Raw genomic sequence first — 25,645 nt, 5'->3', positions numbered from 1 at the left:
GAACAGGTCGCCGACGCACTTCAGGCGCGGGACGAGCGGCGCGGGTCCCGTTCGGGCTGAGCGATCGCCGCCGCCATTTCCGACAGGGCGCCGGCGACGCCGGGCGGCGCGCGGCCCTGGCCGATGGTCAGGCCGGCGGCGGCCTGGGCGACGGCGCGCCCCGGGTCGGGTCGTCGGCCAGGTCCGGATCGACGGCGATGGGGGCGGTCTCCGACGGCGTGGACCCAGCCGATGAGACCGCCGCCCTGGGCGCCGAGGGGGATCCAAGTTCGACCAGCATGGCCTTCGCCTGCGCGAGTCTCGCGGGTCCGTTCCTCGACAATGACCTTAAAGCTATGGGACGCGCCGTCGCCCCGGAACCATCGCGGCCCGATTTTTTCCCCGCCGCTTCGCGGCTCCTCGCGCCCGCTTCGCTCCAAAAAATAGGGTCGCTCCGGTCCTCCGCTGACGCTCCGGCCCTTCGGGTCCGGGCCGCCGCCACGCCCCATCACGCCGGGTCATCGCCGAGGAACGGCCCCGGCGAGCTTGCGAGGAGGCGAAGGCCATGCTGGTCGAACTTGGATATCTCGACGCCCTGGAGGGCGGTGGTCTCATCGGCTGGATCCACACCGCCGGCGGCAAGACCTGCATCGCCGTCGATCCGGACCCGACCAACGACCCGCTCTATCCGGAGCGCTTCACCGTCGCCCTGGCCGCCGCCGGCCTGACCATCGGCCAGGGCCGCGTGCCGCCCGGCGTCGCCGACACCCTGTCGGAAATGGTGCTGGAAATCGCCCAGCCCGAATGGGGACCTGCGCCCCTCGTCCTGCGCCTGAAGTGCGTCGGCGACCTGTTCGCGCCGGACCGCTGGCGCCTGCTCTGGGAGGTCGGGGGCTGAAAGCCCCCGCACTCGCGCGCTTTCGTGCGGGCGGCTGGCCGGTGAGGAAGGCGGGCGGCGAGGCCCCCGCGCCGGGCGGCGCGGGGGCTGGGCCTTTCAGCCTTCGTGCCAGATCATCGCCTGGACGTGGTCGCCGTCCTGATCCGGGGCGCGACCGAGATCGGCCTTAAGGCCCTAGGGGACCGAGCGCCGGATGGGCGATGTCGAAGCCGACATAGGGCCTGCCTTCCTGTCTGGCGTTCGTTGCAGTCGACCCCGACCTCGACCCCGGCGACGGGACAGGCGGGCGTCCGAACGGGCCGGGCCGAACCTGGAGCCGACCGGGGCGGCGACGATGGCGCGGGGGTCGTCGAAGGTCAGAAGCGCGCACGGGAAGCCGCCGCTTCCGAGATCGGCGCCGCCTCCGAGGGTGGCGGCCATGGCCGGGGTCCAGTCGCGCTTCCCCGTTGTCGAACCCACGACGATGGCTTGAACCCTATGGCCGCCCCGTCCCGCCTTGAACCGTCACGGCGGGCTTTTTTCCCCGCCGCATCCCCCTGCCGGGGAATGCGGCTCCTCGCGCCGCTTCGCTGCAAAAAAACCCGCCGCTCGGGTCCTTCGCTGCGCTACGGCCCTTCGGGTCAAGGCGGGCCGGGTCGGCCAGACGGGGCGCCTGTCGCCGGGGATCGGCCCCGGTGAAGAGCAACAGAGGACCCCAGCCATGACCGCCACCCTCGGATACGTCACCAAGCACGAAAACGGCAGCTTCTCGGGCGAGCTTCTGACCTTCGACGGCCCCCGCGCCATCGCCGCCACCCCCGTCGGCCCCAAGCGCAGCCCGGCCCATCCGGACTACCGCCTGACCCATCGCGGAGTCGAGGTCGGGGCCGGCTGGAACAACACCAACCAGGAAGGCAGGCCCTATGTCAGCTTCAACATCGCCCATCCGGAACTCGGTCCCCGGGCCTTCAAGGTCAATCTTGGCCGCGCCCCGGACCAGGACGACGACAGCGTCTACGCGATGATCTGGAACGAAGGCTGAAGGGCCCGGCCCTCGCGCCGCCCGGCGCGGGGGCCTCGCCGCCCGCCCAGAGGGCGCAGAAGAACGGGGGAACGATTTCGCGCAAGGGCGTTTGCGTACGTCCCGCAAAGCCGCCCGCGCCGCTGTGCTCGCCGTACGCGGCGCCCCAGTCTAGACCATCGCGCCGCGCTCTGGAGAGCACGGCGATGACCGTAGACGACGACGCCAATGCGCGCGCCGCCCGCGCCAAGCAGGGCAGCCCGTTCCTCAACACCGCCCAGGCCGCCCACTATATCGGCCTGTCCGAGCGAACCTTCGAGACCATGCGCAGCGAAGGGATCGGCCCGCGCTTTCGTCGCCACGGCCGCTTCGTGCGCTATCATATCGACGACCTCGACGCTTGGTCGCAGGACAGCGGGAAGGCCGAACGCCACGGCCAGGAACGGCCCCATGCGTAGCCGCGTGCTCGCCGCGCGCGCGCGCAAGCGGGCCGCGCTGCTCGCCTGGGCGGCGTTCGGCGCCGCCATCGTCGTCGCGCCGCTGGCCCTCGATCCGGCGCCGCGCCTGGTCTGGAACGCCTCGGCCAGCGCGCCCATCGGCCTCTGGCGCGTGTGGCCCGGCGCCCTCGTCGCCGTCGGCGACCGGGCGCTGGCCGTGCCGCCGCCGGCTGCGCGGGCTCTGGCCGCGCGGCGCGGCTACCTCCCCGCCAACGTGCCGCTGATCAAGGGCGTGGCGGCGGCGGATGGCGACCTGGTGTGCGCCGACGGGCCGATGCTGGCGGTCAACGGCCGGCCCGCCGCGACGCGTCGGGCGGCCGACCGTCACGGTCGTCCGCTGCCCTGGTGGAGCGGCTGCCAGCGTCTCGCGGGCGGCGCGGTTCTGCTGCTCAACCCCGCGCCGGAGTCCTTCGACGGCCGCTATTTCGGGCCGGTCGAGCAGTCGGCGATCATCGGCAAGGCGAGCCCGCTATGGCTGCCTTGACCGTCCTGGCGGCGGTGACGGCGCCCCTTGCGCCGGCCGATCCGGTCGCCGCGCGGGTCGCCGCCTGGGCGCCGATCATCGCGCAGGCCTCGCAGCGCTTCGACGTGCCGGCGGCCTGGATCGCGGCGGTGATGCGGGCTGAAAGCGGCGGCCGCACGCATCTGGACGGCGCGCCCATCGTCTCGCGCGCCGGGGCCATGGGGCTGATGCAGGTGATGCCGGCGACCTATGCCGAGCTTGCCGCTCGCCACGGTCTTGGCCCCGATCCGCATGATCCGCGCGACAACATCATGGCCGGCGCGGCCTATCTTTCCGAACTCCACCGGCGCTTCGGCTACCCGGGCCTGTTCGCCGCCTATAACGCCGGACCCGCCCGCTACGCCGAACACCTGGCCGGCCGGGCTTCGCTTCCGGCCGAGACGCGCGCCTATCTGGCGACGCTGTCCGCCTCGCCGCCGACGGGCGAGATGCCGCCCGCCGTCGTCTCGGGGACGCGCCTGTTCTTCGTCCTCAGCGCGCCTGCGGCGCCGCTTGCGGAGGCGGGGCGATGAACGGGTGCAAGCTTGGCTTTGAGCGGGAGGCGGGAAGGCAAGATAAAGCTGCGGCGCCAGCCGTTCCGGCCGTCTCCGCAAGGTGTTGTCTGCACATCGTTTTTCGGTGCGGCGGCTTGGCGCCAGGGGCGGGCGGCTGGCGCCGGTTTGGCGTCAAAGCCTTGTTTCAGAGACGGAATTTCTGGCGCCGGACGGGGTTTTGGCCATGAGCGGCGAGGACGACTTCATTCCCCGCCTGGGCAAGCCGCGCGCACTGGGCGCCAGGTCCAAGAGCTATCTGTCCCGGGTCTTGCGTTCTGCCATCCTGGCCGGCGGCGGACGCTTGCCTGGCCCTAAGCCAGCGAGCCGCTTCACCGGCCAGCGGATCGGACGCGGCGCGGGCGTCGCGCGCACCCTGCGCTCGGGCCGAGACCTGCGGGCCGGCTATCGCTCGCGGCGGGTGGTGGTGAAGGTCTCGACGCCCAGGCTCTCGGGTAGGGGCCTAGCCGCGGCGCGGGCGCACCTGGCCTATGTCCAGCGCGACGGCGTCACTCGCGACGGGGCGCCAGGGCTGCTCTATGGACCCGACACCGATCAGGCCGACGGCCGCGCCTTCCTCGACCGCGCGCGGAAGGGCAAGGACGTTCGCCAGTTCCGGTTCATCGTCTCGGCCGAGGACGGCGCGGAGTACGAGCACCTGAAGTCCCTGACCCGGCGGCTGATGGCGCAGGTCGAAAGGGACCTGGGGACCAGGCTCGACTGGGTGGCGGTCGATCACCACAACACCGGCCATCCCCACACCCACATCATCGTCCGCGGGCGCGACGACCAGGGCAAGGACCTGATCATCGCCAAGGACTACATCACCCGCGGCCTGCGCGAGCGGGCGAGCGAGCTGGTCACCCTCGATCTAGGCCCGCGCACCGACCACGACATCCGCATGCGCCTGATACGCGAGGTCGAGCAGGAACGGCTGACCAGCCTCGACCGCGGCCTGATCGCCGCCGTCGACGAGGAGGGCCTGGTGTCGCCGGGACACTGGGACTCGCTGCAGCAGACCGCGCGCGCCGGACGGCTCCAGACCCTGCGACGACTGGGCCTGGCCGAGGAGGTCGCGCCGTCGCGCTGGCGCCTGGCCGACGGCGTGGAGGAGACCCTGCGGCGGATGGGCGAGCGCGGAGACATCCAGCGGACCCTCTATCGGGCCCTGGCCGAAGGCGGCGTCGAGCGAGCGCCTGCGGATCTGGCGGAGTTCGATCCGAACGCGCCTGGCCAGCGCCCGCTCGTCGGCCGCGTCGTGCGCCGTGGACTTGGCGACGAGCAGCGCGATCGCCACTATCTCGTCGTCGACGGCGTCGACGGCCGCGCCCACTACGTCGACCTTGGGCGTGGATCAGCGACGGAGCGTGTCGCCGAGGGCGCGGTGGTGCGGGTCTCGCGCCGGTCGACCGACGCTCGCCCCGTCGACCGGTCGGTGGCGGCGGTCGCCGAGGTCAACGAAGGCCGCTACAGCGCCAGCCTGCATCGCGCCTTGGACAAGGAAGCCGCCCAGGGCTTCATCCAGGCGCACGAACGGCGGCTGGAGGGCCTGCGCCGGGCCGGGGCCGGACCCGAGCGGCAGGACGACGGCTCGTGGAACATCCCTGAGGACCATGTCGAACGCGCCGCCGCCCATGAGGCGAAGCGGGCGCGTGACACGCCGGTGGTGGTCGAGGTCCTCTCGCCCCTTGAGGTCGAGGTGCAGGCCGGCCGGGACGGCGCGACCTGGCTAGACCGGGAGCTGGTGTCGGCCACGCCCGAGCCCCTTCGCGACGCGGGCTTCGGGCGATCCGTCCGTCAGGCGCTCGACCAGCGCCGGCGATGGCTGATCGCCGAGGGTCTTGCCCGCCAGGAGGAGACGCGCGTCGTGCTCCGCGCCGGCTTCTTGGCGCGGCTCGAACGGCGCGAACTGGAGGCGGCGGTCAACACCATCGCCCAGGAGCGCAATCGCGTCTTCGTCGAGACCCGTTCGGGCGAGAAGATCGAGGGCGTCTACCGTCGCGCCGTCGCTCTGGGCTCGGGCAAGATGGCGCTGATCGAGAAGAGCCGGGAGTTCACCCTCGTGCCCTGGCGGCCGGTGCTCGACGGTCAGGAGGGCAAGCTCGTCTCCGGCGTCATGCGCAGGAGCGCCATCAGTTGGACCCTGGGGCGGACCCGGGGCGGGCCGGTGATCGAATGACCCGGGCGCGCGCCGCAGGACTGGGGAGGCGGGCATGGCCGGCCTGATCCCCCGGCCCGAGGACTACGGCGTATTTCTTGACGCCCTGAAGGCCCGCGTCCGCTCAGCGCGCCTGAGCACGGCTCTGGCGGTGAACCAGGAGCTGATCGGGCTCTACTGGTCGATCGGCCGTGACATCGGCGCGCGACAGCTGTCGGCCGGCTGGGGCGCCAAGATCATCGACACCCTTGCCGCGGACCTTCGCACGGCGTTTCCGGAGATGACCGGCTTTTCGCCGCGCAATCTGCGCTACATGCGCGACTTCGCCGCCGCCTATCCCGACCTCGAATTTGTGCAGCAGCTCGCTGCCAAATTGCCCTGGGGCCACCACATCGCGCTGCTCGGCGCGCGCGGCGACGATGAACGACGGTTCTATGTTCGCCAGGCCGTCGCGCAGGGCTGGAGCCGCAACGTCCTCATCCATCAGCTGCGGAGCGATCTCTATCGTCGACAGGGCCAGGCCCTGACCAACTTCGGGCGCACCCTGCCAGCGCCCCAGTCGGAGCTGGCCCAGCAGCTGATCAAGGACCCCTACGCGTTCGACTTCCTGGCCATGACCCCGGACATGCTGGAGCGGGACCTCGAGCGCGGCCTCCTGGAGCAATTGCGCCAGCTGATCCTGGAGCTCGGGAAGGGCTTTGCTTTCGTCGGCAGCCAGTATCGGCTGGAGGTCGGTGATCAGGACTTCCGGCTGGACCTGCTGTTCTACCACCTGCGTCTGCGCTGCTACGTGGTCTTCGAGCTGAAGGTGGAAGCCTTCAAGCCCGAGTTCGCCGGCAAGATGAACTTCTACCTGTCGGCCGTGGATGATCAGCTGCGCCATGCCGACGACCAGCCGTCGATCGGCATCATCCTGTGCCAGACGCGCAACGAGACGATCGTCGAGTACGCCCTGCGCGACAGCGTCAAGCCGATGGGCGTGGCGACCTACACCGTCTCGGCGGCGGCTCTGCCCGCACCCTTGGAGAGTGTCCTGCCGACGGTTCAGGACCTGTCGCGCCAGCTGCCGACGGCCATGCGCCTGTTCCGCCTGCGCACCGAGATCGAAAAGCGGCTACGGCGTCTTCTTGGAGAGATGGCCGGCGAGCCGACGATGCGGTCGCTGCTGATCCAGAGCAGTGCTCTTGGCGTGCCCGCCGAGGACATCGCCCAGGTGATCGACGCTTTGTCCGCGATGACCGACGCCGCTCGCGGTCTGGAGGTCGATGCGCTACGGACGGCTGGCGCGGAGGTCGCGGCCGAAGCCTTCCTGGCCCGGTTGCACAGTCTGTCGCCGCGGTGACGAGCCTGGCTTTCCAGGGCGAGGAATCGGCCTAGGAGGCCGGCATGACCAAGGAAGAGATCGACGAGCAACTGGACGAGATGACGGCCGAAGCCGTCGCCAAGGGCGACGACGGGCTTCGTCCCGGCCTGCTGCTGCTCAACGACCGTCTCTATGGGACGCAGATCCGCACCGAAACGACGTCGGCCGTTCGTGGGCAGCGTTACCGCGGCCTGCGCGTCCGCGTCGCCAGGGCCTACGACACCAAAATCCTCAGCCGCGCCCAGGTCGCCGAGCAGGGGCTGGAGATTGGCGAATACGAAGAGCTGACCCAAGCGCCGGCGCGCGTCGTCGTCGACTAGGTTTGGGGCCTGTCCGCCGGCGGCGCGAGCGGCCAGCGGCCGAGTACGACCTGTCGCGTCCCGTCAAGCCGCAGGTGGAGCAGAACAAGCTCTTCCGCGCGCCAGCGGATCGGCGTCACCGGCGTGGTCGGCACGTCGAAGCCGCAGGCGCCGAGGGCGATCCGGAGCGTCCAGGCCGGGGGTATGAACTTGCCCAGGCCAGCCTTGGCCAGGGCGCGGGCCAGGTCCTCTCGCAACGCCGCCAGGGCCGGCGGTTCGTGATCAGCCGGCCGTCGAGCGAACGGGCCGATGCGACCCGGTCCAGCACGATGTCGACGGCGGCATGAGCCGCACCTGATGGCCGCGAGCCTTCTTGCCGAACAGACGATGAGCGGCGATGAAATCATCGGCGCACCGCTCGATGGCCGTCGCTGCCGCTGGCTAAGGCTGCAGGCAGAAGGCCAGTCCGTCGCCGGGACTACAGACGAGCGCTTCGATCATGACCCCATCTAACCCATGCTGACGGCGCCGGCCACGCGTCCGCCGTGGCTCAACGATCGAGCTGGATCCAGGCCGGGGCGTGGTCGCTGGCGCCGTCCTGGCCGCGCGTCCAGCGGTCGACGCCGCAGGCGCTCAGCGACCGGGCGACGTGCGGGCTCAGCAACAGGTGATCGATGCGCAGGCCCTTGTCGGTCGGCCAGCGATTTCGAAGGTACGACCAGAAGGTCCACGGCGGGGTGCCCGGCGGCAGAGCTCGCAGGGCGTCCGTCCAGCCTTGGGCGAGCAGTCGGGAGAAGGCCTCGCGGATCTGCGGCGTCACGAGCGCGTCGCCCGCCCAGCTATTGGGCTGGTAAATGTCGGCTTCTGTAGGCGCGACGTTGAAGTCGCCGGCCAGGACGACCGGCGCGCCGCTGGCCATCAAGGCCGCCCCGTGGGCGATCAACCGATAGAACCATGCGAGCTTGTAGTCGAACTTGGGGCCGGGGCGAGGGTTGCCGTTGGGCAGGTACAGGCAGCCGACGACGACGCCTGCGACCGCAGCCTCGATGTAGCGGGCCTGGTCGTCGGACGTATCACCAGGCAGGGCCGTGCGGGTGACGACCGGCTTGGCGCCCTTTGCCAGGATCGCCACGCCGTTCCAGGCGCGTTGACCCTTCCAGACCGCCTCGTAACCCATCTGCGAAAGCGCCTGCGCCGGGAAGTTCGCTGTCGGCGTCTTCAGTTCCTGCAGGCAGACGACATCGGGCTCGGCCTCCGCGAGCCATTCGATCAGGTTGTCGAACCGGGCCACCACATTGTTGATGTTGAAGGTAGCGATCTTCACGTGGCGGAACCGGCCCAGGCGACGGGGATTGGCTCTTAACGCCCCTGCGGCCGGATCGGCCAAGGCGGCGGGCAAGCGAGGAGACGCCGATGAGCGAAAATCCAAAGGCCGCCGAGGAGTCGACCTCCGCGCCGCGCCCGGCCGGCCTTGAGGCGCCGCCTCATCCGGCGCTCGACCCCAACAAGAAAACCGATGCGACCCACGATCCCACGGCCGACGACCCCGGCAATGGCGCGGACTAATCCGGCCTGCCAGCGGCGCTGCGGCCATGGCTAAGGCCCCGGCCAAGCGCCGGCTGAAGGTCTACCGCGCCCAGTTCGGGTTCCATGACAGCGTGGTCGCCGCGCCGAACCAGGCCGCGGCCCTGGCCGCATGGGGCACGCGGCAGAACCTCTTCGCCGAAGGCGCCGCGAGCCTCGTGACGGACGCCACTGTGGTCGAGGCCGCTCTGGCGCATCCGGGGACGCCTCTGCGGCGCGCCGTAGGGTCGACGCGGGGCTATAGCTTGGAGCCGGACCTGCCGGAGGTTCCCGAGGCGCCGCGCGCCAAGCCCAAATTGAAGGTGGTCGAGAAGGCCGCGCCGTCGGCGCCCCGCCCCAAGCCCGATCGCCGAGCGCTCGACAAGGCGGAGAAGGTGCTGGCCAGAATCAACCAACGGCGGATCGACGATGAGGCCGATATCGCCCGTCGACGAACCGCGCTCGAGGCCGAGGACGAAGCCTCCAAAGCGCGCTGGCGTGAGGACAGGCGCAAGGCCGAGAAGGCTGTTGTGGCCGCGCGGCGAGCTTTCACCGACGCCGGCGGCGAGGCGTGATCATCCGGCCTTGCGAGCCTTAGGCTTTGACGCGGCCGATTTGGCTGGAGTCTTTCCCGATTTGGCGGCGGGCTTGGACGCGCCCTTGCCTTGGGCTGCGCCGGCCTTGCCGCCGAGGCTGGCGCGCAGAGCTTCCATCAGGTCGACGACATTGGTGTCCTCGGGCTCGGCGACCTTCTCGACCTTGTGGCCCTTCTGCTTGGCCTTGATCAGCTCCTTCAGCGCTTCCTCGTAGCGATCGACGAATTGGCTGGGGTCGAACGGACCTTCCTGCTGCTCGATGATCTTCTCGGCGATGGCGATCATCGCCTTGTCGGGCGCCTTGTCGCTGATCGGGCCGAAGACCTCGTCCTCCTTGCGCACCTCCGCATCGGTGCGGAGCGTGTAGGCAAGGATGCCCTTACCCCGCGGTTCCAGCGCCAGCAGGCGCTCCCTGGTTGACATCACCACCCGGCCAAGAGCGATCTGGCCAGAACGCTCCATCGCCTCGCGGATGACCGCGAAGGCCTCTTGGGCCAGCTTGCCGTCGGGCGCGAGGTAGTAGGGATTGTCCCAGTAGACCCGGTCGATCTCATCGGCCGGCACGAACCGTTCGATGTCGATGGTCTTGGTGCTCTCCAGCTTGACGCTGTTGATCTCATCCTGGGTGAGCAGGATGTACTCGCCTTTGGAGACCTCGTAGCCCTTGACCAGTTCCGACCGCTCGATCGGCCCAGTGTCCGGATCGGTGGTGATCATCTTGATCCGGTTGTTGGTCTTGGGATTGATCAGGTTGAAGTGGACGTCGCCGCCGCTGTCGGTGGCGGTGTAGAGCGCCACGGGGCAGGTCACGAGAGACAGGCGAAGGTGTCCCTGCCAAGTCGGGCGATAAGCCATGTCGCATCCTCCAGCGCGCCGTTTGGTGCGTGGAGTCAACGGCGCGGGCGGCGTTTCGTTCGCGTCAGCTGCAGGAGGCGGTCTTGCCGGTATCGAGATCGATCCGAAAGCAGTGCTGTCCGCCGCCGTCCAGGTCCTCGACAATTACGGTGACCTCGCCGTCGTCCTCCGGCGCTAGGGCCAGGTCCTCGACATAGGCGATGGCAGCGGCCTCGAAGCTCGCCTCGGAAATCACTCTGGTCTGATGTCGGCCGGCATGGCGGGCGTGGACGCTGAAGCGGCGATCGTTGGCGGCTTGGGGCATTGAAGGTCTCCGTGAGGCACAACGCGCCACGCCCGCGAAGGATTCATAAGAGGGCGCCGCAGGGGAACTCATCTCTCCATTCGCCCCTTGTTGGCCGGAGTCCCCCACCTCAAGGAGTCGAACCGATGACCGATATTCCGACCGCACCGACCGCCCGTCACCGCGCCACCGCCAAGGCCAAGCTCGACAGCGCCGCCGTCGACGCCCGTCACGCCTACGACAATCTCAAGGACGGCGCCCAGGAGCTCTACGCCGGCGGCCGCGAGCATTTCGATTCCGCCCGTCTGGTGGCCGAAGAGAAGCTTCGTGAGAAGCCGCTCCTCGCCGTGAGCGCCGCTGTCGGCGTCGGCATCCTTCTGGGGCTGCTGCTTCGCGGTCCGCGAACCGTCTACGTGCGGGTGCCCGGCTAGCCGTCAGTCCTCGGCGAATCCGAGCGCCTCGATCCGGGGCACCCGGTCCGCCTCGACCGCCTGCCGGGCTGTAGGTCGAGACCTTTCGTAAGCGTCGGCGACAGGGCGGCGGGCTTCCCTTTTGCCGCTTTTCGCCCCACGATTACTCGTAAAGGTTGCGGGGGGGCGTCATGGGCTGGTACGACGACGATGAAAGCCGGTTGCCCCAGTGGGCCGAGGGCCCGATGCTTTGGCTGCTATGCCTTGGCGGGGCTCTTATGCCAGCTCTGATGGTCATCGGGCTGCTGCAGCTGTTCGCGCCCCACGCCCCGGGCTACATCGGCTTCCTGATCTACGGCGTGGCGATGGTCGTTTCCGTGGCTGCGGTTCGACCCTGGATCGTTCGATAGGGCGGTCGCACGGCGACTATAACACCGCGTCGGTTTCGATCAGCCCTTCAGGGCCTCTCGCCCCGCGGCGACTGCACCGCAGCTTGGCGCGGATCGTGTGAGGCTGGGTGTGGCCGCCGAGGCTGATGATCGCTTTGTCGCGAGGCCAGACCGCTTGGTTGCCGCAACGGCGGCAAATGATGGTCAGCGGGGATTTGATCCGCGACAGCGTCGGCCAGATCACCGCCATGGCGGCCGTCCGGGCTGATATCCATAGCCGTAGTCCGAAGGGTTGATGCCTGCCTCCAGCAGCGCTTCGACGGCGCGCCAACGGGCCCTCTCTGGATCCGCCGGATGCATCAAACCCGAAAAGCTCATCGCCGGCGGTCGACCAGGACAGCGAGGGCAGACGGCCTTGGCCTTGATTTGCGCCATGGTGGCGTTCAACAGGCGGCGGGCTCGCCCGAGCATCACATCGCGTCGCCACGTCCGCCGCGCGCCGCAATGCAGGCACTCAAAACCGATCTCCCACTCGCGCTCAAAGGCTTCGACCAGACGCACCTGAGCGAACTCGGGCGACAGTTCTGCCGCCTTGCGCCGTTGCGCGTCGCTTCGCTCAGGCATCGGGCTGCCCCACCTGCCGCACCGCCCGCCAGTAGGACCACGGCTTGGTGACGACCAGTTCCATCAAGAACCAGGCCTGGTCGCCTTCAAACGGCGGCACGTTCTCGGGATCGACGAAGGTGACGTTGCAGCGCCTGTTCCGCGCGCCTCCCGGAAAGGTGAAGTAGAGGGTGCGTTCGACCTGGCGGCCATCCACCACATCTACGCAGGCGAAACGAGACAGCTTTTCGATCGCCTGGCGATGGATGCGCGGCTTGGACGACGTGGGCGGTGGCGGCATGCGCGTGAAGCTCCGGGCGTAGGGCCGCGATCCGCCAAGGAGGGCCTTGGCGGTCGGGCCGCTGCAATTAAATGTTCGTGAAATGTTCTCGTTCCGTATCTCGCCAACGTCAATCGCTCGACGGTCGAGTCGGCGGATTCGTCGCGCTTCTCCACAGGGCCGCTCACAGGTTCGTAGCGATCCTCGTGAAGACAGCCAGCGGATCGAACAGCTGTCCCCACGACCGGCGACCAACTCGGCCATCGCCGCGAACAGGCCATGGATGGGTCTGCTAAGGGTGGTGAGCGGACCTTCCCAATGCCACACTGAACCAGGTGGAGGGCGGAGGAGGCCTGAAAGGGCACCAGAGGGTAATGCTGACCGCGCCCAGGGACTTGGGCGCTGCCCGCGTTAAGCCTATGCGCGGGCCTTAGCTCCACCGCACACCAATTGCCGCTCCGGGTCGTGCACTGCCGTTGCCGGGCTGGAGCTGAACGTCCTGTTCTTGGAGGCGCACAAGCGGCAGTTCATGGCGCGATCAGGTCTTCAGACGACAGGAGATGCGGACATCAGGCGTGCAGGCTCGGCCATATAGCCGCGGCCTTCTACAGCAGCGTTCATGGTCGCTACCGCCGGCGCGTCTGGCGCGCCGGCAGCCGATCCCTCGGGCCTTTGTCGTCGATCGAAGCCCTATTGTTCCGGACGCGGCGGTCTTGTCGATCATTTCGGCCGCCGCTTGCGGGAGCTGAGGAAGACGACATGGATGCCCTCAACCTCCAAAGCTTGCGCGCCGGTTCCAGGTGCGCCCGCAAGGTCTCACAGCGCCGCCGCAAGGCCGACGCGCGGGAGTGACGCCTGGATGCTAGTTTCTAGAGATGTTCCGAGGCGCGCTCTCGTCTTTCCACCAAAGCTGCATGGCGCCGTTGCTGAAGCTCACGCGCAGGATCTCGAGACCCTCCACGGCGAAGAGACCCTCGGACGTCAGGGGGTGGAGCTTGCGGGGCGTCGGCCACAGCGGATGTCCCGGGCGAGCGACGGACAGGCCATCGCCTTCCCTGGCGACCACATAGTTCCTATAGCCGCCCTGAGCTGACTGAAGCAGATCGGCGGAGACCACTGGCGGTTTAAGGCGCGCCTCGACGGCGGTGAGCGCCCAGGCGTATTCGGCCTTGGCCGTCTCGGAGCCGGCCTTGGAGGTCAGCAGCCGCAGCGCCTCGGCATGGGCTTCATCGAGCGCCTGCGCCGACGAAATCTTCGTGTCGGGCGTCACGCCCACGCCTTCCCAGTTGCCGCCGCTGACGGGGTGAACGGGACTGCCCACTGAAAGGCTGAGCATGAAGCCCGGGGCGATCGGCTTGAACTCGTTGTTGTTGGCGGCTCCGGCCGTGTTGGTTCCGACCAGGCGCCCGAGTTTGAACTGCTGAACGTCATACGCGAACGACTCCGCCGCCGAGGCCGACGCCTCGTCGATCAGAACGTAAAGAGGCGCGCCCGACAGCCGGCCGGCCGGCAGATAGTCGAGTGAGCGCGTCTGTACCGGCTCCTTGCCCGCTTGCAGGAAGGTGATCTCCAGCGTGCCGGCCTTGAGGAAGTGGCTGACGAGATACTGGACGGCTTCGGACGATCCGCCCCCGTTGCCCCGAAGATCGATGATGGCCGCATCGCCTCCCTTCAGGAAGCGCATGGCGTCATCATAGGCCTGCCCGGTTTCGTCCTGGACCCAATGGAAGGCCGTGATCTTCAGATAGCGGACGTTGCCGGACAGAATCTCGCTGGCGGCCAGGCCGTGGTTGGCGCGGCGCGCTGCGGCTGCGTCGATCTGCGAGAGCGTTTGCAGGGCCTGAGGCGCGCCCGTGGCCGCCGCATAGCGTTCCGGCCCGTACTCCAGATAGACGTGTCCGTCCTTGCTGGACTCGCGCAGATCGCCGCTGATCAGTCCGGCAAGCTCGTTGGGCGAGGCGACATCATAGCGTCCCGAACGACGAGCGGCGTCCAGCTTGGCGAAGATCGCCGAGGCGCGATCCGGGAACACGTAGGACGACCTGACGGCTTGCTTGATCGATGCCAGCACCTCGTCGCGCTGGCCTCGGGAAAGCTGAGCCTGGCCGGGCGCCGCGGCTTGATTTGCCGGGGGCTGCACCTGGGCAAAGGCCTCGCCGCCGATAAGGACGAGCGACATCGCAGCGGCTGAAAGCAGCTTGAAACGCATGAACATGAACTCCGAGAGGATAGGGGGCTTCAGGACGCCGTTTGCGTCTTGGCCGCGGCCTGGATTCTCTGTCCGAACGATTGTTCCGACAGGGCGGCGATGGCTTCTTTCACCACGCCGGACAAGGGGGCCGACAGCTCTTGATCGAGCGTGTCGGCGGCGAGGTTGACCGCAGCCCACTGTCTTTGCAGGCGGGGGACCATTTGCTCGGTCTTCGGGGTCAGGGTGACGATCCGCTCGCGCGCATCCTTGCCTGGGTGAAGCTCGACGAGTTCGTCCTTGACCATCTGGGTGACCGTCTGGCTGACCGCCGAATGGCTGATGCCGATCTTGAGCGCGATGGCCTTAATCGTTTGGGGACCCTGGCTCATCAGCGCCCGCAGCACGGGCGTGTAACGCGGTCGCCAGGACAGGTCGGCCGCCTCGTAAGCGGCCTCCACTTCACCATCCAACAGTTCGATCAGGTGGCGCAAGAGCGTGCCCAAGGTCGGGGAGGAGGAACTCATGAGTGCTTATGTATAAGCGCTTATATGATTGGTCAAGCGGTATATCGGCGGGCCTGTCCGACCAAAGAGGCAGCCTCTTGGTCGGACAGGCCCGCCGCTTGTCATTCAGGCGTTCTGCGCCGTTGCTGTGAGCCCGATGCCAAGGCTACCAGGCGCATCGGCGACTGAATTTTCGGGAGGACTTACAGCCCCTCGATCCTGCAAACGACGCCTTCGCGGGCGAATTCCAGCCGGATCTCTCCACCGACTTCCTGGGCCAGCGCCCGGCGCAGCAGACGCGCGCCAAAACCGGTCGTGGCGGGCGCGACCACCGGTGGGCCGCCGTGTTCTCGCCATGTCAGGCGTCTGGCGCCGGCATGGTCGTCGCAATGGATGTCGATGCTGCCCGCCTCGGCTGAAAGAGCTCCGTACTTCACCGCGTTGGTCGCCAGCTCATGCAAAGCCATGGCGATGGCCAGGGCCTTTTCGGGCCGCAGATCCACGTCCTTGCCGCGGATGGTGAAGCGCTCAGAACCGAAGGGCGCGATCGCGCCTTCGATCAGGGCCAACAGGCTGGCGGCTCTCCAGTCGGCGCTCGTCAGCACGTTGTGGGCCTGGGACAAGGCGTGCAGTCGTCCCTCGAAGGCCTCTCGCGCCGCAGCCGGCGGCAAGTCCTGGGAAAAAGCCCGGCTGGCCAGGGATTGCACCGTCGCCAGGGTATTCTTGACCCGGTGGTTCAGTTCGTTGATCAGCAGGGTCTTGCCGTCCAGGGCCCTGTGCAGCGCGGTGACGTCGGTGAAGGTGCAGACCACGAGCGGACGGCCCGTGACGTCGGCCACGCGCTTGCAGTCCACCGTCAGTCGAACTCTCTCGCCGTCGGGACGCAGATAGAGCATCGCTTCCCTGACGATCACCTCGCCGTTTTGCAGGGCGCGGGCGGCGGGGTACTCCTGAGGCTCGTAGGGCCGACCGTCGGCATGGATTGCGCCATAGGCGCCATAGTCGCTGGGCAGGCCGCCCAGGCTCTCATGTCCGAGGATTTCGACTGCGGCGCGATTGTAGAGCACCACCTCATGGGTCTGCGGCGACAGGAGCGCCACGCCGACCGGCATTTCCTCCAGCACGGCCTTGATCTGTTGGTTTGCGCGCTCGCTTTCCTGACGTCGCAACACCTCCTCGGTGACGTCGACCGCCTGCACGAGCAGGCGCGCCTCGCCTGTCGGGCTTGGCTCGATGCGGCGAAACAGGAGGTCGAAATAGCGCTCTTCCAAGACGCCGCCGGCCCTTTGCAGGGGGCTGCTGACCTGTTTGCCTTCAAACGTCACGCCATCTTCCAGGACGCGCCGCATCAGCGCGAGCACGGCCGGGTCGGTCTCCGGCGCCATGTCTTGAAACGAGCGACCGATCATCTCGCCCCGGTCGAGACAGGCCAGAAGGCTGCGGCTGGCGAACTCGACGACGAGGTTCTGTCCCCGGTAGATGCCGACCAGACCGGGCGCGTTGCGAAACAGGTCGGCGAAGCGCGCGTCCTCCGCCGCCTTGCGTGCGGCCGCCGCGTCTCGTTCCTGGAGCAGTTGGCGGCTGATCGCGCGATAGCCCTCGGTGACTACGATCACCAATGCCCCGGAGGCCAAGTAGGTCAGCAGACTGACCGCTTCGGCGACCTTCATGGCTGACAGGTCGCCGCGGCTTGGCATGATCAGCAGCCAGATACCCATCAGGCCGGTGAAAAGGGCGCTGGCCCCGCCCAGGCGCCCCAGCACCAGGCAGCTTAGGAGGATGGTCGGGAAAATCAGCGCAAAACGGGCGCTGCCGGGCCAGGCGCGGTCCATCAATGCATGCAGGGCCAGCGCCGCCAGCGCTGCCAGCCCGCCGCCGATCACCCGGACCAGCCAGGGCCACTCTCGTGTTGCAAGACGGGTGAAGATGTCCGGCCGAATGTTGCTGTTCCCTGGGGCGCGCCTTTCGGCGCAAGGCCGATACAGCGGCGAACGCGAACTTGGCCTTGGTGTTCCGTCGCCCTGGGCACTTGGCTGGGGAAAGCATGGTCGGCCGACGATAAGGGTGCTGATGTTCGTTCTACTCGGTACGCTTTCGGCGCCATCGTGAGCGCCTCAATGCTCTAGGCTTGTCAGAAGACACGGTTGATGTTGGTCGAGAACGTCGTCGCCGCAGGCGTATGGAGCGCCCCGGTCAACGTCTTGGTGACCAGGGCGTTTGAGGCGATCGCCGGGTTCAGGCTGTAGCTGATGCTGCACCTGGGCGCGGCGTGCTTTGCGCATGCCTCGGTTCGACCGCGGCCCCTGGTGTCCCTGGCATGGGCTTAGATGGCGTTAAACGCCATGGATGGCGAGGGCCCGCATCCTGACTGAGGTGGGTTTGAACGCCCGTCGCCGCAGCCTAGCGCCGGACGAGCGTGCTGGTGTCACCTCGTCGTCTGAAGCGCTGTAAAGCGGATCTCCTGAGCGTAGGAAAGTTCCAAAGTGTTGCCGTCCGGATCACTGATGTAGGTCCAGTAGCCTACGGGACGTGGGCTTTGTGTCGGTGGAGAGCGAAGGATGCCTCGTTCTCGGGCGAGCTCGGCCAAGCGATCCAGGTCAGCACGGCTCTCGCACGCCATGCCGAGGTGGCCAAAAGGACCAAGCGGCGTGTCAGTCATTTGGCTCGACTCGACCAGGACCACGGTAAAATTGGTATGTGGATCCGCCATCCAGGCGACGCGCGTGATGGCGCCCTCGCCGGGACGTTCATGCACGCGCTCGAGGCCCGCAAAGGTCTCGTAGAAGCGACGGCTAAGATCGAGGTCGCGGACGACGAGGGCCAGATGGGTCAGCCCGCGATCGGTGAAGGCATCTTGGGACATTTTAGCGCTCCAGGGTGGGGGATGCGCCATCGTCTGTTATTCTTCATGTGCATGGAAATTTGCATTTGGTATCATGAGTATGCGAAAATCTAATGATCTTGGCGGAGTCGACCTAAACCTTCTCGTCGTACTGGACGCCCTTCTCTTGGAGCGCCACGTAACGCGAGCCGCTTTGAGGCTGAACAAGACGCAGCCCGCCGTCAGTCAGGCTCTGGCGCGTTTGCGCGCCCTTCTGGGCGACCCAATTCTGGTACGCAGAGCCGGCGGTCTTGAGCCGACAGCCAGGGCGCAGGAACTGGCGATTCCGCTACGTGAAGCCCTGTCCATGATCGGAGGGCTGCTGGGCGAGGACGCCTTTGATCCCGGTGCGTCAGGAAGAGAGTTCCGGCTTTCGATGTCGGATTACTCGGCCGAGGTCCTGTTGCCTGGGCTGGTGCGCCGGCTTGAAAGATCAGCGCCCCGCGCGGCCCTGCGGCTTGTCGCGCTTGGACGGGAAAGCGCCGTGGCGTCGATTCAATCGGGTGAGATCGATCTGGCGATTGGTGTTTATCCAGGCGTTGAATCAAACGTTCGCGAACTGCGTATTGGAACACTTTTTGATGACGAGTTTGCATGTCTCGCCGATACGAGCGCCGGGATTCCCACAACACTCGATGACTATCTTTCTCGGCCGCACGTGGCGGTCGCGGCCTCTCCGGAGGATCTGGGGGAAGTAGACGCCGCGCTACGGGCCCAGGGGTTGGCCCGCCGCGTCGCGGTCACTCTGCCGCATTGGTCGGTCGCCCCTCGGCTGTTGCGCGGCTCCGACCTGATCCTCACGGCCGCCCGTAGAAGTCTTTTGGCGAGGCTGGACGATGGTCTGGTGATAGCGCCCCCTCCAATCGCGCTTGCCGGCCTCGCGCTGGCGCAGGTCTGGCACGCCAGGCGCGACTACGATCAGGGCCTCCGATGGCTGCGAGGCGAAATCGAGCAGGAGGCTCGGGCAGCTTAATCTGGGAGTTGTTGGCCCCAAGCGCCGTCGTCGCGCTCGACGACCAAGCCTTTTCCGCTACGCCGGAGCCCGGGCGAACCGCGGGCGGGCTCAGGGGCGGAGCGGCCTAGTGGCTAGGAAATCATAGCGCCAACGATCGCCGTCGGTTCAGTGACGGGTCGGTGCCGGAAAATGCTCCGCGAGGTAGGCCTTGATTATGGCGGCGCCTTGCCGCCAGAGCGCCGTAGCGGCGTCGATATCTGCGGCGGCGTCCATGTCGCGGGTGACGCGCTCGACCTTGCGGCCAAGATCGCGATAAGCCGCTTCTTGGTTGGGCGACAGACGGCCGGCCTTGAGGTCGTCCCTGATCATCATGATCCGCGCCAAAAGCGCATCGGCCTCGTCGTCGAACTCATCCACGCTTTGGACCCATCTCTTGTCGGCCCTGGCCGCGGCTCGGCGACCTCTTCCCGGTTCAAATGCGCGAATGGACAGCGAGTGCTGCAAACGCGCCTGCAGCGAGCACCACCAAGATGGCGAGGCCGGTCCAACCGGCCGGGGTCAGGATGCGAGCGGTCGGGCGTAGGCGCGGGGGCATGGTCGGAGGCTAGATCACGACGGGCGGTCGCGCTAGCCGCCGCCTTGGGCCGCCCACCAATCCGCATAGGGCGTGGTCTTGGCCAGGCGCCGGGTCAGATCCGGTGCGCCGTCGGCCCACCAGACCGCTCCACGCTCGCCAAGCTCGACTTTTGCGGCCTGCACCTCTGCTCTTGCGGCGGCAAGGGCCGCGCCGTCGCCGGCGGCGCGCGCCCAGCGCACGGCCCGTCGCGCGGTCATCAGTTGTTCGATGAGGGTTTGGCGTCGCGCGGGCGGCAGGTCGGGGTTGCTCCGACGCCAGAGCCTGCCGCGCACGACGATGTAACGCCCGTCGGGCGTGACGGGGGGAGAGGTCATGGATCGAGCAGGATCCAGGCTGGCGCGTGATCGCTGGCCCCGTGTCCCCGAACCCAGCGGTCGACGCCCGCGTCCACGAGAACATCGGCCAGTCCGGGCGATAGCAGCAGGTGATCGATGCGCAGGCCTTTGTCCTTGGGCCAGCGCTCACGAAGATAGGACCAGTAGGTATAGGGCGGGGCCATGGGGTGTGCTTGCCTCAAGGCGTCGGTCCAGCCCTGGTCGAGCAGTCGAAGGCCTCACGGGTCTCGATGCGCAGCAGGGCGTCGCCGCTGTAGGAATGCTTGGGGTAGATGTCGGCTTCGGTGGGCACGACGTTGTAGTCGCCTGCGAGGACGACGGGCGCTCCGCTGTCGAGCAAAGCGCGTGCGTGGGAAAGCAGGCTGTCGAACCACGCCAGCTTGTAGGTGAACTTGGGGCCCGGCGCGGGATTGCCGTTGGGAAGATAGAGGCAGCCGACGAGGACGCCGTTTACCGCCGCCTCGATGTAGCGAGCCTGCCTTGGATCGGGATCATGGGGGAGGGCGGTTCTGGTGAGGACCGGGGTCATGCCGCGCGCGAGGATCGCCACGCCGTTCCAGGTGCGCTGGCCTTTCCACACCGCGCCATAGCCCATCTGCTCTAGAGGCTCGGCCGGAAATCGGCCCTGTTCCGCCTTCAGTTCCTGCGGGCAGACCACATCGGGCTCGGCCTCGGCCAGCCAGTCCAGCAGATTGTCTAGTCGGCTGCCGACGTTGTTGATGTTGTAGGTGGCGATCCGCAAAGGCCGGCTCAGTCTGCGGCGTCGCGCGTGATGCGAACATGCTGGGCTACAGCGTCGCGGTCGGGTCCGATCTCGATCACGGCGCTGATCACGTCCGCCTCCGCCACGCCCAGACGATGCGCCCAGCGGGCCAGATCCATTGGGTCGTCGATGTCGATGCGTGGCGGCGCCGGGGACGTGGGGTGACGAGCGTGTTCGGACATGGGAGGGCTCCTGGCCCTCAAATTCCTCGTGCCAGAAGACGTTCCGGGCGCTAGGAGCTTGTAACAATTCGTTCCCATGCTCGCGCTCGCATATCGTTGTGATGCAGCCTAACCTCGCGCCCATCGCTGGCTACGAGCTTTCGGGCGCCGGCGGCTGAGAGAGTGGTCATCGCCCCGTGCTCCCGCCTGCTGCGTGGAGCCCCGCATGACCAGCTACAGCTTCTATCCCTATCTTCCGAACGGTAGTTGCCTGACCTTCATGGTTGTCGATTTCGCCAGCGATGCGGAGGCGTTGGATTACGGGCGCCTTGCCTTGCTCGACCATGTCTCGGCGATCGACGTGGAGGTGTGGGATCAGGACCGGCTGGTCGGCGCCCTGGGCCTGCGCTCGATCTTGGCAAGACCGCTCCCTGGGCTGGATCCTTGCGAAACAGGCGAAAGGTCACCGAGTAGCGCAGAGCCGCCACTGGCGGGATCGAGTGCTCCCAGATCTCGCGCGCGGGACCGGTCAGCACATAGGCCGAGCGCGGCGCGGGCCGCAGAGTGGCGCGCTCAAAACCGTCGCCGGGCGCCCGCCGAACGCGCAAAGGACAGCTAGAGCCCCGCGAAACGCCCGCGATGATCCCAAACTGCGGTCGGTCGCGTTCGCGAGGAACGTCGCTGCTTCGGCGAGCAACGGCGAGGCGAGCGAGACGTTGACGCACTTCCAAGCAAGGAGGCGCCCGTGAAAGAGCGGCAAGACGACAATCCCAAGCCCCCCGAAGACGTCCGCGATCGCATCTGGGAACTGGCCGAGAAGATCGACATCTGCATGTTCACCACCTGGGACGGCAGCGCGCAGCAAAGCCGGCCGCTCTCTGCCCGGGTGCGCCAAGGTGAGCACGCGATCTATTTCCTTGTCGATGAGAGCGGCGAGAAGAACGCTCAGCTCGAGCGATTTCCGGTGGTGTCCTGCGCCTGGGCCGACAACGGCGCCTACAAGTACGTGCTGATCTCGGGGCAGGCCCGGCTCTCCAACGACCGGGCCAAGATCGCCGAGCTCTGGACCAAGGCCGACGAGGCCTGGTGGGAGGACGCCGATGACCCGACGATCCGGCTGCTGACCCTCATCCCCGAGCGCGGCGAGTTGTGGGACAGTCCTGGCAAGGCGGTGGCGCTGGTGAAGATGGCGGCCGCCGTCGTGACGGGCGCCGCGCCGCAGATGGGCGACAACGCCAAGGTCGACCTCTGAGGCAACCTCGTCGAGCGTCGCTCGCGCGAGGCGGCGACGCTCGATCCTGCAGCCTGCGGCGGAGGCCGGCGCCGGTCACCGCCGGCACTAGGGTCGGTGATGTTCATCGACTCTAGCCTTTAAGGACGGCGAGATCGCTGCGGCCGCAGGGCGCTCAACCGTGCCTGTCGATCGCCATCTGGATGACGTCGGTGCGGCCGGTGCGAAAGCCCGCCTCGCAATAGGCGAGATAGAAGGTCCACAGCTTGCGAAAGCGGCTGTCGAAGGTCTGGGAGCTCTGGGCGGTGAGCGGATAGGCCTTCTCGAAGCGCTGGGCCCACAGCGCCAGGGTCTTGGCGTAGTCCTGGCCGAACCGCTCGGTCCGCCGCCAGCGTAGCCCGCGGGCGGCGATCAGCGGCGCCAGTCGGTTCTCGGAAGGCAGGGCGCCGCCTGGAAACACGTAGCGCTGGATGAAGTCGGTGCGGGCGTCGTAGTCGTCGAAAAGCGCGTCCTGGATGGTGATGACCTGGAGCCCGGCCCGGCCGCCGGGCTTTAGCAGCGAGCGCACCTTGTCGAAGTAGACGCCCCAGTAGTCGCGCCCCACCGCCTCCAGCATCTCGATCGACGCCAGGCGGTCGAACTGGCCTTCGAGGTCGCGGTAGTCGATCAGGCGGATTTCGACCCGGTCGGCCAGACCAGCCTCGAAGACCTGACGGCGCGCGAAGTCATGCTGTTCGCGCGAGATGGTCACCGCGGTGACCTGTGCACCGATCCTGGCGGCGGCGAACTGGGCGAAACTGCCCCAGCCGCAGCCGATCTCCACCATGCTGTGCCCGGGCTTGAGGTCCATCAGGGCGGCGAGCTGTTCGTACTTGGCGATCTGGGCCGCTTCCAGCGATTGGCCCGGGTGTTCGAACCTGGCCGAGGAATAGGTCATAGTCTCGTCTAGCCAGGCTTCGTAGAAGGCGTTTCCGAGGTCGTAGTGGGCGTGGATGTTGCGGCGCGATCCGGCCCGGGTGTTGGCTCGCAGCCGGTGAAACGCCCAATTGGCGACCCGCATCGGCAGTCCGCCATCGAACAATCGCCGGATGTGGTCGTAGTTGTTGGCCAGGGTCGTCAGCAGGGTCGCCAGGTCAGGGCTTTCCCATTCCCCGGCCATGAAGCCCTCGGCGAAACCGATGTCGCCGTTGGCCAGGACCCGCGCTGCGAAGCGGGCGTCGCGCACGAGGATCGTTGCGGCCCGCCCCGGAAGCGCGCCGGCCAAATGACGGCGCTCGCCGCCTGGGGTGACGATCGTCAGCTCTCCCCAAGTCCAGCGGGCCGAAAGCAGCCGCACCACGAAATCGAACAAGGCCGAGCCGCGCGGGCGGCCAGCGATGAGGAAATCCAGGGACGTGTCGGTCATCTGAGGCGGTCTCGTTGCAAGGGGCGCCCCACAGTGGGCGTGCATGTCACGACGCCTTACGGCCGAGCTCAGCGATCGGATGGGCGGGCGGGGTATTTTTTGCTTCCGGTGATCCAGCTGTGAGGCTCTGCCGTATCATCGCCATGCATGCGACTCGGGCCCTATCCGCACACCCTGCAAGCCGTCACGCCGTGAGCCCGTCACGCGCGCTCGACGAGCTCGTCGTAAGGGTCGGCGAAAGCCGTGACCGGGAAGCCTTCGCGGGCCTGTTCGACCACTATGCGCCGCGGATCAAGGCGCTCCTGATGCGCGGCGGCGCCAGCGCCTCGGCCGCCGAGGAACTGGCCCAGGAAACCCTCCTCACCGTCTGGCGCAAGGCGCACCTCTTCGATCCGGCGCGCGCCTCGGCCGCAGCCTGGATATTCACCATCGCCCGCAACCTGCGGATCGACCATTTCCGGCGCGGCTCGGTTACGCTTCACGAGCTGGATTTTCATCTTGAGGCCGAAGAGCCCGCCCAGCCCGACGCCATCCTCAGCGGGGCGCAGGACGCCCAGCGGGTGAGGGCGGCCATGCTCAGCCTCAACGCAGACCAGGCCGCGGCCATCGAAATGGCCTTTTTCCAGGAACAGACCCATGCGGAGATATCCAGGACGCTGGGCGTACCGCTTGGGACGGTCAAGGCGCGCATCCGGTTTGGCATGATGAAGCTGCGGGCCTGCATCGAAAGGGACAGGGGGGACGCATCATGAGCCTTCGCCGACAGCCTAGCGAAGAACGGCTGCTGGCCTTCGCCGCGGGGACCTTGAGCTTTCCCGAAGCCGTCGTCGTGGCCGCACACCTCAGCCTGCGGCCGGCGACCCGCCCCTGGGCCGATCTTGGCGCGGCCGTGGGCGGCGTGCTGCTCGACGACCAGGCTCCCGAAGCGCTGAGTTCGCAGGCGCGGCGGGAAGTCATGGCGCGGCTTGACGCCGTCGAGCCAGAGGCTAAGCGCAGGCCGGCCTCGGCCGACCCTGTTCTGCCTGCGCCGCTCGACCAGTTCGCGCTCGGGCCCTGGCGCTGGCTGGGGCCGGGCGTGCACGTTCGCGACGTGCTCGGAACCCGGCAAGGCGATTGCCGCGTCATCCTGCTGAAGATCGCCTCGGGGCAATCGGCGCCCCGCCACACCCACGGGGGCGTCGAGCTGACCTGCGTGATCGACGGCGCCTACGCCACCGAGGACGGAGTGTTCTCGCAGGGGGATTTCGAAGAGGCCGATCCAAGCGTGACGCACCAGCCCAAGGTGGTCTCCAAGGAGCCGTGCCTTTGCGTCGCCGCTCTCGACGGTCAGATCCTGCTGCCCGGCAGGCTGGGCAAGCTGCTGGCGCCTTTCGTTCGTCTTTAGGCGTCGGGTGACGCCGACCTCGGCTGTCGATCGAGGCCGGCCGTCGTCATTTGGGCGGGGCTTGCTCTTGGCCGTCCTGAGGATCGCGGTCCTGAGGTTTGCTCCCGCTCAACGCCGGCTGATAGAGCCCCGTGGCCATGCGCACGATCAGCCCCTCAGGACGCAGCCGCGGGCCAAAGCGCGCGCACGGATCCGGCGTCGTCACCGGACGGGGCTTGCGTTCGCGCGGCGCCAGGGCGCTCGCCACGGCGTCGCCCAACGGTTCAGCCAGTTGATGAGCGTCCCCGATCGGCGACAGCGAAGGCTTGTCGGCGCCCAGGACCATGGCCTGGCGGCTCCACACCAGGGCGGCCGCCTGGGCGCCGCTGGGCGTCAGGAGTTCGGCTTCGGCCCAGAGGCCGCCCACGCCGCCTGGGACCCGCACCGACACGGGACCCGGAATGAAGAAGTTGGCCGCCGCCGATGCGGCTGATCCGGCCTGATTGGTGCGGTCGATGCGGGTCACCCCGACCCTGACGGTCCCGGCCTCGGGGGAGGGCGCATCGATGAGGGTGAAGCGCTTGCTAAGCTCGTAACAGACCTGCCGGTCGACCTCGGTCAGCACGGCCTGGCGATCGTCGTCGTCGACTGACAGGGTCTGGCCGGCATGGCTCATGGCCGGCGCGATCCACAGCCGCTCTATGGTCGCGGCCATCGCCTCGTCGCGGCGCTCGTACACCGTGGCGCGAACAGTTCCGGGCCGCTTGCCCAGGCCCTCGTAGCTGGCGAGGAAGCCGGACTGCGAGACGCCGCCGCCGGCGCACGCCGTGCAGGCGGCGGCCAGGCCTGTCACGGCGGCCGTACGGATGACCTTGTCGAACATGTCGCCTCCTCTGTTGCGCTGGATACGGCGGCGGGAGGATGCTGGATCACCGCCATCGACGCAGACCGCGGGATCGTGGACCCACGGTCGGCGCCGCATCGGCGACCGGTC

The 25,645-nt window shown here is 67.9% G+C and carries 36 protein-coding genes; 18 read left to right on the top strand and 18 right to left on the bottom strand.

Going from position 1 to position 25,645, the window contains the following annotated elements:
- Positions 1–127: 127 nt before the first annotated feature.
- The gene (locus G5B46_RS06885; protein ID WP_165257211.1) at positions 128–280 is read right to left on the bottom strand and encodes a hypothetical protein; all 153 of its coding nucleotides are present in this window, start codon (positions 278–280) and stop codon (positions 128–130) included.
- Between the two features lie 264 nt (positions 281–544).
- Here G5B46_RS06885 and G5B46_RS06880 point away from each other — a divergent pair, with 264 nt between their 5' ends.
- The 9 genes from G5B46_RS06880 (at position 545) to G5B46_RS06840 (ending at position 7,760) form a co-directional block, all read left to right on the top strand.
- Positions 545–877, top strand: a complete 333-nt coding sequence (locus tag G5B46_RS06880; protein WP_165257210.1) for a hypothetical protein — start codon at positions 545–547, stop codon at positions 875–877.
- A 700-nt stretch (positions 878–1,577) separates the two neighbouring features.
- Complete coding sequence (locus tag G5B46_RS06875; RefSeq protein WP_165257208.1) at positions 1,578–1,898, top strand: DUF736 family protein; 321 nt, start codon at positions 1,578–1,580, stop codon at positions 1,896–1,898.
- A gap of 185 nt (positions 1,899–2,083) precedes the next feature.
- Positions 2,084–2,335: a helix-turn-helix domain-containing protein gene (locus tag G5B46_RS06870; RefSeq protein WP_165257207.1), complete on the top strand. Its 252-nt coding sequence runs from the start codon at positions 2,084–2,086 to the stop codon at positions 2,333–2,335.
- Positions 2,328–2,858, top strand: a complete 531-nt coding sequence (locus tag G5B46_RS06865) for a S26 family signal peptidase (RefSeq protein ID WP_165257206.1) — start codon at positions 2,328–2,330, stop codon at positions 2,856–2,858. The genes G5B46_RS06870 and G5B46_RS06865 overlap by 8 nt, the downstream gene beginning before the upstream one ends.
- Entirely contained in the window at positions 2,846–3,409 is a 564-nt protein-coding gene (locus G5B46_RS06860) for a transglycosylase SLT domain-containing protein (RefSeq protein WP_165257204.1), read from the top strand. The genes G5B46_RS06865 and G5B46_RS06860 overlap by 13 nt, the downstream gene beginning before the upstream one ends.
- A 205-nt stretch (positions 3,410–3,614) precedes the next feature.
- Entirely contained in the window at positions 3,615–5,606 is a 1,992-nt protein-coding gene (gene rlxS / locus G5B46_RS06855) for a relaxase/mobilization nuclease RlxS (RefSeq protein ID WP_165257203.1), read from the top strand.
- A gap of 34 nt (positions 5,607–5,640) precedes the next feature.
- Positions 5,641–6,927: a PDDEXK nuclease domain-containing protein gene (locus tag G5B46_RS06850; RefSeq protein WP_165257202.1), complete on the top strand. Its 1,287-nt coding sequence runs from the start codon at positions 5,641–5,643 to the stop codon at positions 6,925–6,927.
- A gap of 44 nt (positions 6,928–6,971) precedes the next feature.
- Complete coding sequence (locus tag G5B46_RS06845) at positions 6,972–7,268, top strand: hypothetical protein (protein WP_165257200.1); 297 nt, start codon at positions 6,972–6,974, stop codon at positions 7,266–7,268.
- Positions 7,269–7,604: 336 nt separating this feature from the next.
- Positions 7,605–7,760 (top strand): hypothetical protein, encoded by a 156-nt coding sequence (locus G5B46_RS06840; RefSeq protein WP_165257199.1) that lies wholly within the window; start codon positions 7,605–7,607, stop codon positions 7,758–7,760.
- 37 nt (positions 7,761–7,797) lie between these two features.
- Here G5B46_RS06840 and G5B46_RS06835 read toward each other — a convergent pair whose 3' ends face one another.
- A complete protein-coding gene (locus G5B46_RS06835) occupies positions 7,798–8,646 on the bottom strand; it encodes an exodeoxyribonuclease III (protein WP_240903365.1) in 849 nt (282 codons plus the stop codon).
- A gap of 14 nt (positions 8,647–8,660) precedes the next feature.
- Between G5B46_RS06835 and G5B46_RS24310 the strand changes: the two genes are divergently transcribed.
- Positions 8,661–8,813 (top strand): hypothetical protein, encoded by a 153-nt coding sequence (locus tag G5B46_RS24310; RefSeq protein ID WP_240903364.1) that lies wholly within the window; start codon positions 8,661–8,663, stop codon positions 8,811–8,813.
- Between the two features lie 26 nt (positions 8,814–8,839).
- Positions 8,840–9,385, top strand: a complete 546-nt coding sequence (locus G5B46_RS06830; protein ID WP_165257196.1) for a hypothetical protein — start codon at positions 8,840–8,842, stop codon at positions 9,383–9,385.
- On the opposite strand, the gene G5B46_RS06825 is transcribed toward G5B46_RS06830, so the two are convergent.
- Together G5B46_RS06825 and G5B46_RS06820 are read right to left on the bottom strand one after the other, a co-directional pair.
- Complete coding sequence (locus G5B46_RS06825) at positions 9,386–10,261, bottom strand: Ku protein (RefSeq protein WP_165257194.1); 876 nt, start codon at positions 10,259–10,261, stop codon at positions 9,386–9,388.
- A 64-nt stretch (positions 10,262–10,325) separates the two neighbouring features.
- A complete protein-coding gene (locus G5B46_RS06820) occupies positions 10,326–10,565 on the bottom strand; it encodes a DUF5961 family protein (RefSeq protein ID WP_165256536.1) in 240 nt (79 codons plus the stop codon).
- Positions 10,566–10,690: 125 nt separating this feature from the next.
- Between G5B46_RS06820 and G5B46_RS06815 the strand changes: the two genes are divergently transcribed.
- Both G5B46_RS06815 and G5B46_RS24675 read left to right on the top strand, forming a co-directional pair.
- Complete coding sequence (locus tag G5B46_RS06815) at positions 10,691–10,975, top strand: hypothetical protein (protein WP_165257192.1); 285 nt, start codon at positions 10,691–10,693, stop codon at positions 10,973–10,975.
- Between the two features lie 257 nt (positions 10,976–11,232).
- Positions 11,233–11,364: a hypothetical protein gene (locus G5B46_RS24675; protein ID WP_276611512.1), complete on the top strand. Its 132-nt coding sequence runs from the start codon at positions 11,233–11,235 to the stop codon at positions 11,362–11,364.
- A 16-nt stretch (positions 11,365–11,380) separates the two neighbouring features.
- Here the strand turns inward: G5B46_RS24675 and G5B46_RS06810 are convergent, their stop codons facing one another.
- The 7 genes from G5B46_RS06810 to G5B46_RS06780 all read right to left on the bottom strand — a co-directional run bounded on the left by G5B46_RS06810 (position 11,381) and on the right by G5B46_RS06780 (position 17,783).
- The gene (locus G5B46_RS06810) at positions 11,381–11,593 is read right to left on the bottom strand and encodes a hypothetical protein (RefSeq protein WP_165257190.1); all 213 of its coding nucleotides are present in this window, start codon (positions 11,591–11,593) and stop codon (positions 11,381–11,383) included.
- A complete protein-coding gene (locus tag G5B46_RS06805) occupies positions 11,584–11,967 on the bottom strand; it encodes a hypothetical protein (protein WP_165257188.1) in 384 nt (127 codons plus the stop codon). The genes G5B46_RS06810 and G5B46_RS06805 overlap by 10 nt, the downstream gene beginning before the upstream one ends.
- The gene (locus tag G5B46_RS06800; protein WP_165257187.1) at positions 11,960–12,247 is read right to left on the bottom strand and encodes a hypothetical protein; all 288 of its coding nucleotides are present in this window, start codon (positions 12,245–12,247) and stop codon (positions 11,960–11,962) included. Before G5B46_RS06800 ends, G5B46_RS06805 begins: the two co-directional genes overlap by 8 nt.
- An 841-nt stretch (positions 12,248–13,088) precedes the next feature.
- A complete protein-coding gene (locus G5B46_RS06795) occupies positions 13,089–14,435 on the bottom strand; it encodes a S41 family peptidase (RefSeq protein ID WP_240903363.1) in 1,347 nt (448 codons plus the stop codon).
- A gap of 29 nt (positions 14,436–14,464) precedes the next feature.
- Entirely contained in the window at positions 14,465–14,908 is a 444-nt protein-coding gene (locus G5B46_RS06790; protein ID WP_240903362.1) for a MarR family transcriptional regulator, read from the bottom strand.
- Positions 14,909–15,123: 215 nt separating this feature from the next.
- Positions 15,124–16,803, bottom strand: coding sequence for an HWE histidine kinase domain-containing protein (locus G5B46_RS06785; RefSeq protein ID WP_165257182.1), 1,680 nt, complete (start codon positions 16,801–16,803; stop codon positions 15,124–15,126).
- A gap of 542 nt (positions 16,804–17,345) precedes the next feature.
- Entirely contained in the window at positions 17,346–17,783 is a 438-nt protein-coding gene (locus G5B46_RS06780) for a VOC family protein (RefSeq protein WP_165257180.1), read from the bottom strand.
- A gap of 73 nt (positions 17,784–17,856) precedes the next feature.
- Here G5B46_RS06780 and G5B46_RS06775 point away from each other — a divergent pair, with 73 nt between their 5' ends.
- Positions 17,857–18,774, top strand: coding sequence for a LysR substrate-binding domain-containing protein (locus G5B46_RS06775; RefSeq protein WP_205691512.1), 918 nt, complete (start codon positions 17,857–17,859; stop codon positions 18,772–18,774).
- A 147-nt stretch (positions 18,775–18,921) separates the two neighbouring features.
- On the opposite strand, the gene G5B46_RS06770 is transcribed toward G5B46_RS06775, so the two are convergent.
- The 5 genes from G5B46_RS06770 to G5B46_RS06755 form a co-directional block, all read right to left on the bottom strand.
- A complete protein-coding gene (locus tag G5B46_RS06770) occupies positions 18,922–19,173 on the bottom strand; it encodes a hypothetical protein (RefSeq protein ID WP_165257178.1) in 252 nt (83 codons plus the stop codon).
- Positions 19,174–19,383: 210 nt separating this feature from the next.
- On the bottom strand, positions 19,384–19,707 hold the full coding sequence (locus G5B46_RS06765; protein WP_165257177.1) for a hypothetical protein: 324 nt from the start codon (positions 19,705–19,707) through the stop codon (positions 19,384–19,386).
- Positions 19,704–19,892, bottom strand: coding sequence for a hypothetical protein (locus G5B46_RS24305; protein ID WP_240903360.1), 189 nt, complete (start codon positions 19,890–19,892; stop codon positions 19,704–19,706). Before G5B46_RS24305 ends, G5B46_RS06765 begins: the two co-directional genes overlap by 4 nt.
- Positions 19,893–19,906: 14 nt before the next feature.
- A complete protein-coding gene (locus tag G5B46_RS06760) occupies positions 19,907–20,470 on the bottom strand; it encodes an exodeoxyribonuclease III (RefSeq protein WP_240903359.1) in 564 nt (187 codons plus the stop codon).
- 8 nt (positions 20,471–20,478) lie between these two features.
- Positions 20,479–20,673, bottom strand: coding sequence for a DUF3606 domain-containing protein (locus tag G5B46_RS06755; protein WP_165257175.1), 195 nt, complete (start codon positions 20,671–20,673; stop codon positions 20,479–20,481).
- A 205-nt stretch (positions 20,674–20,878) separates the two neighbouring features.
- Between G5B46_RS06755 and G5B46_RS06750 the strand changes: the two genes are divergently transcribed.
- Together G5B46_RS06750 and G5B46_RS06745 are read left to right on the top strand one after the other, a co-directional pair.
- Positions 20,879–21,271, top strand: coding sequence for a hypothetical protein (locus G5B46_RS06750; RefSeq protein WP_165257173.1), 393 nt, complete (start codon positions 20,879–20,881; stop codon positions 21,269–21,271).
- Positions 21,272–21,397: 126 nt separating this feature from the next.
- Positions 21,398–21,904: a pyridoxamine 5'-phosphate oxidase family protein gene (locus tag G5B46_RS06745; RefSeq protein WP_205691511.1), complete on the top strand. Its 507-nt coding sequence runs from the start codon at positions 21,398–21,400 to the stop codon at positions 21,902–21,904.
- Between the two features lie 154 nt (positions 21,905–22,058).
- On the opposite strand, the gene G5B46_RS06740 is transcribed toward G5B46_RS06745, so the two are convergent.
- Complete coding sequence (locus G5B46_RS06740) at positions 22,059–23,288, bottom strand: cyclopropane-fatty-acyl-phospholipid synthase family protein (RefSeq protein WP_165257172.1); 1,230 nt, start codon at positions 23,286–23,288, stop codon at positions 22,059–22,061.
- Positions 23,289–23,479: 191 nt separating this feature from the next.
- Between G5B46_RS06740 and G5B46_RS06735 the strand changes: the two genes are divergently transcribed.
- Positions 23,480–24,040 (top strand): sigma-70 family RNA polymerase sigma factor, encoded by a 561-nt coding sequence (locus G5B46_RS06735; RefSeq protein ID WP_346764882.1) that lies wholly within the window; start codon positions 23,480–23,482, stop codon positions 24,038–24,040.
- Positions 24,037–24,672 carry a ChrR family anti-sigma-E factor gene (locus G5B46_RS06730; RefSeq protein WP_165257168.1) on the top strand — a complete coding sequence of 212 codons (636 nt, stop codon included), beginning with the start codon at positions 24,037–24,039 and terminating at the stop codon, positions 24,670–24,672. The genes G5B46_RS06735 and G5B46_RS06730 overlap by 4 nt, the downstream gene beginning before the upstream one ends.
- A 46-nt stretch (positions 24,673–24,718) precedes the next feature.
- Here G5B46_RS06730 and G5B46_RS06725 read toward each other — a convergent pair whose 3' ends face one another.
- Positions 24,719–25,534: a DUF3313 family protein gene (locus tag G5B46_RS06725; protein ID WP_165257167.1), complete on the bottom strand. Its 816-nt coding sequence runs from the start codon at positions 25,532–25,534 to the stop codon at positions 24,719–24,721.
- Positions 25,535–25,645 lie beyond the last annotated feature (111 nt).

Origin of the sequence: Caulobacter sp. 602-2 (genome assembly GCF_011043625.1) — a bacterium.
Classification (GTDB): Bacteria; Pseudomonadota; Alphaproteobacteria; order Caulobacterales; family Caulobacteraceae; genus Caulobacter.
Note: the sequence above shows the minus strand (reverse complement) of the source record. Positions and strands in the feature narration are given on the sequence as shown.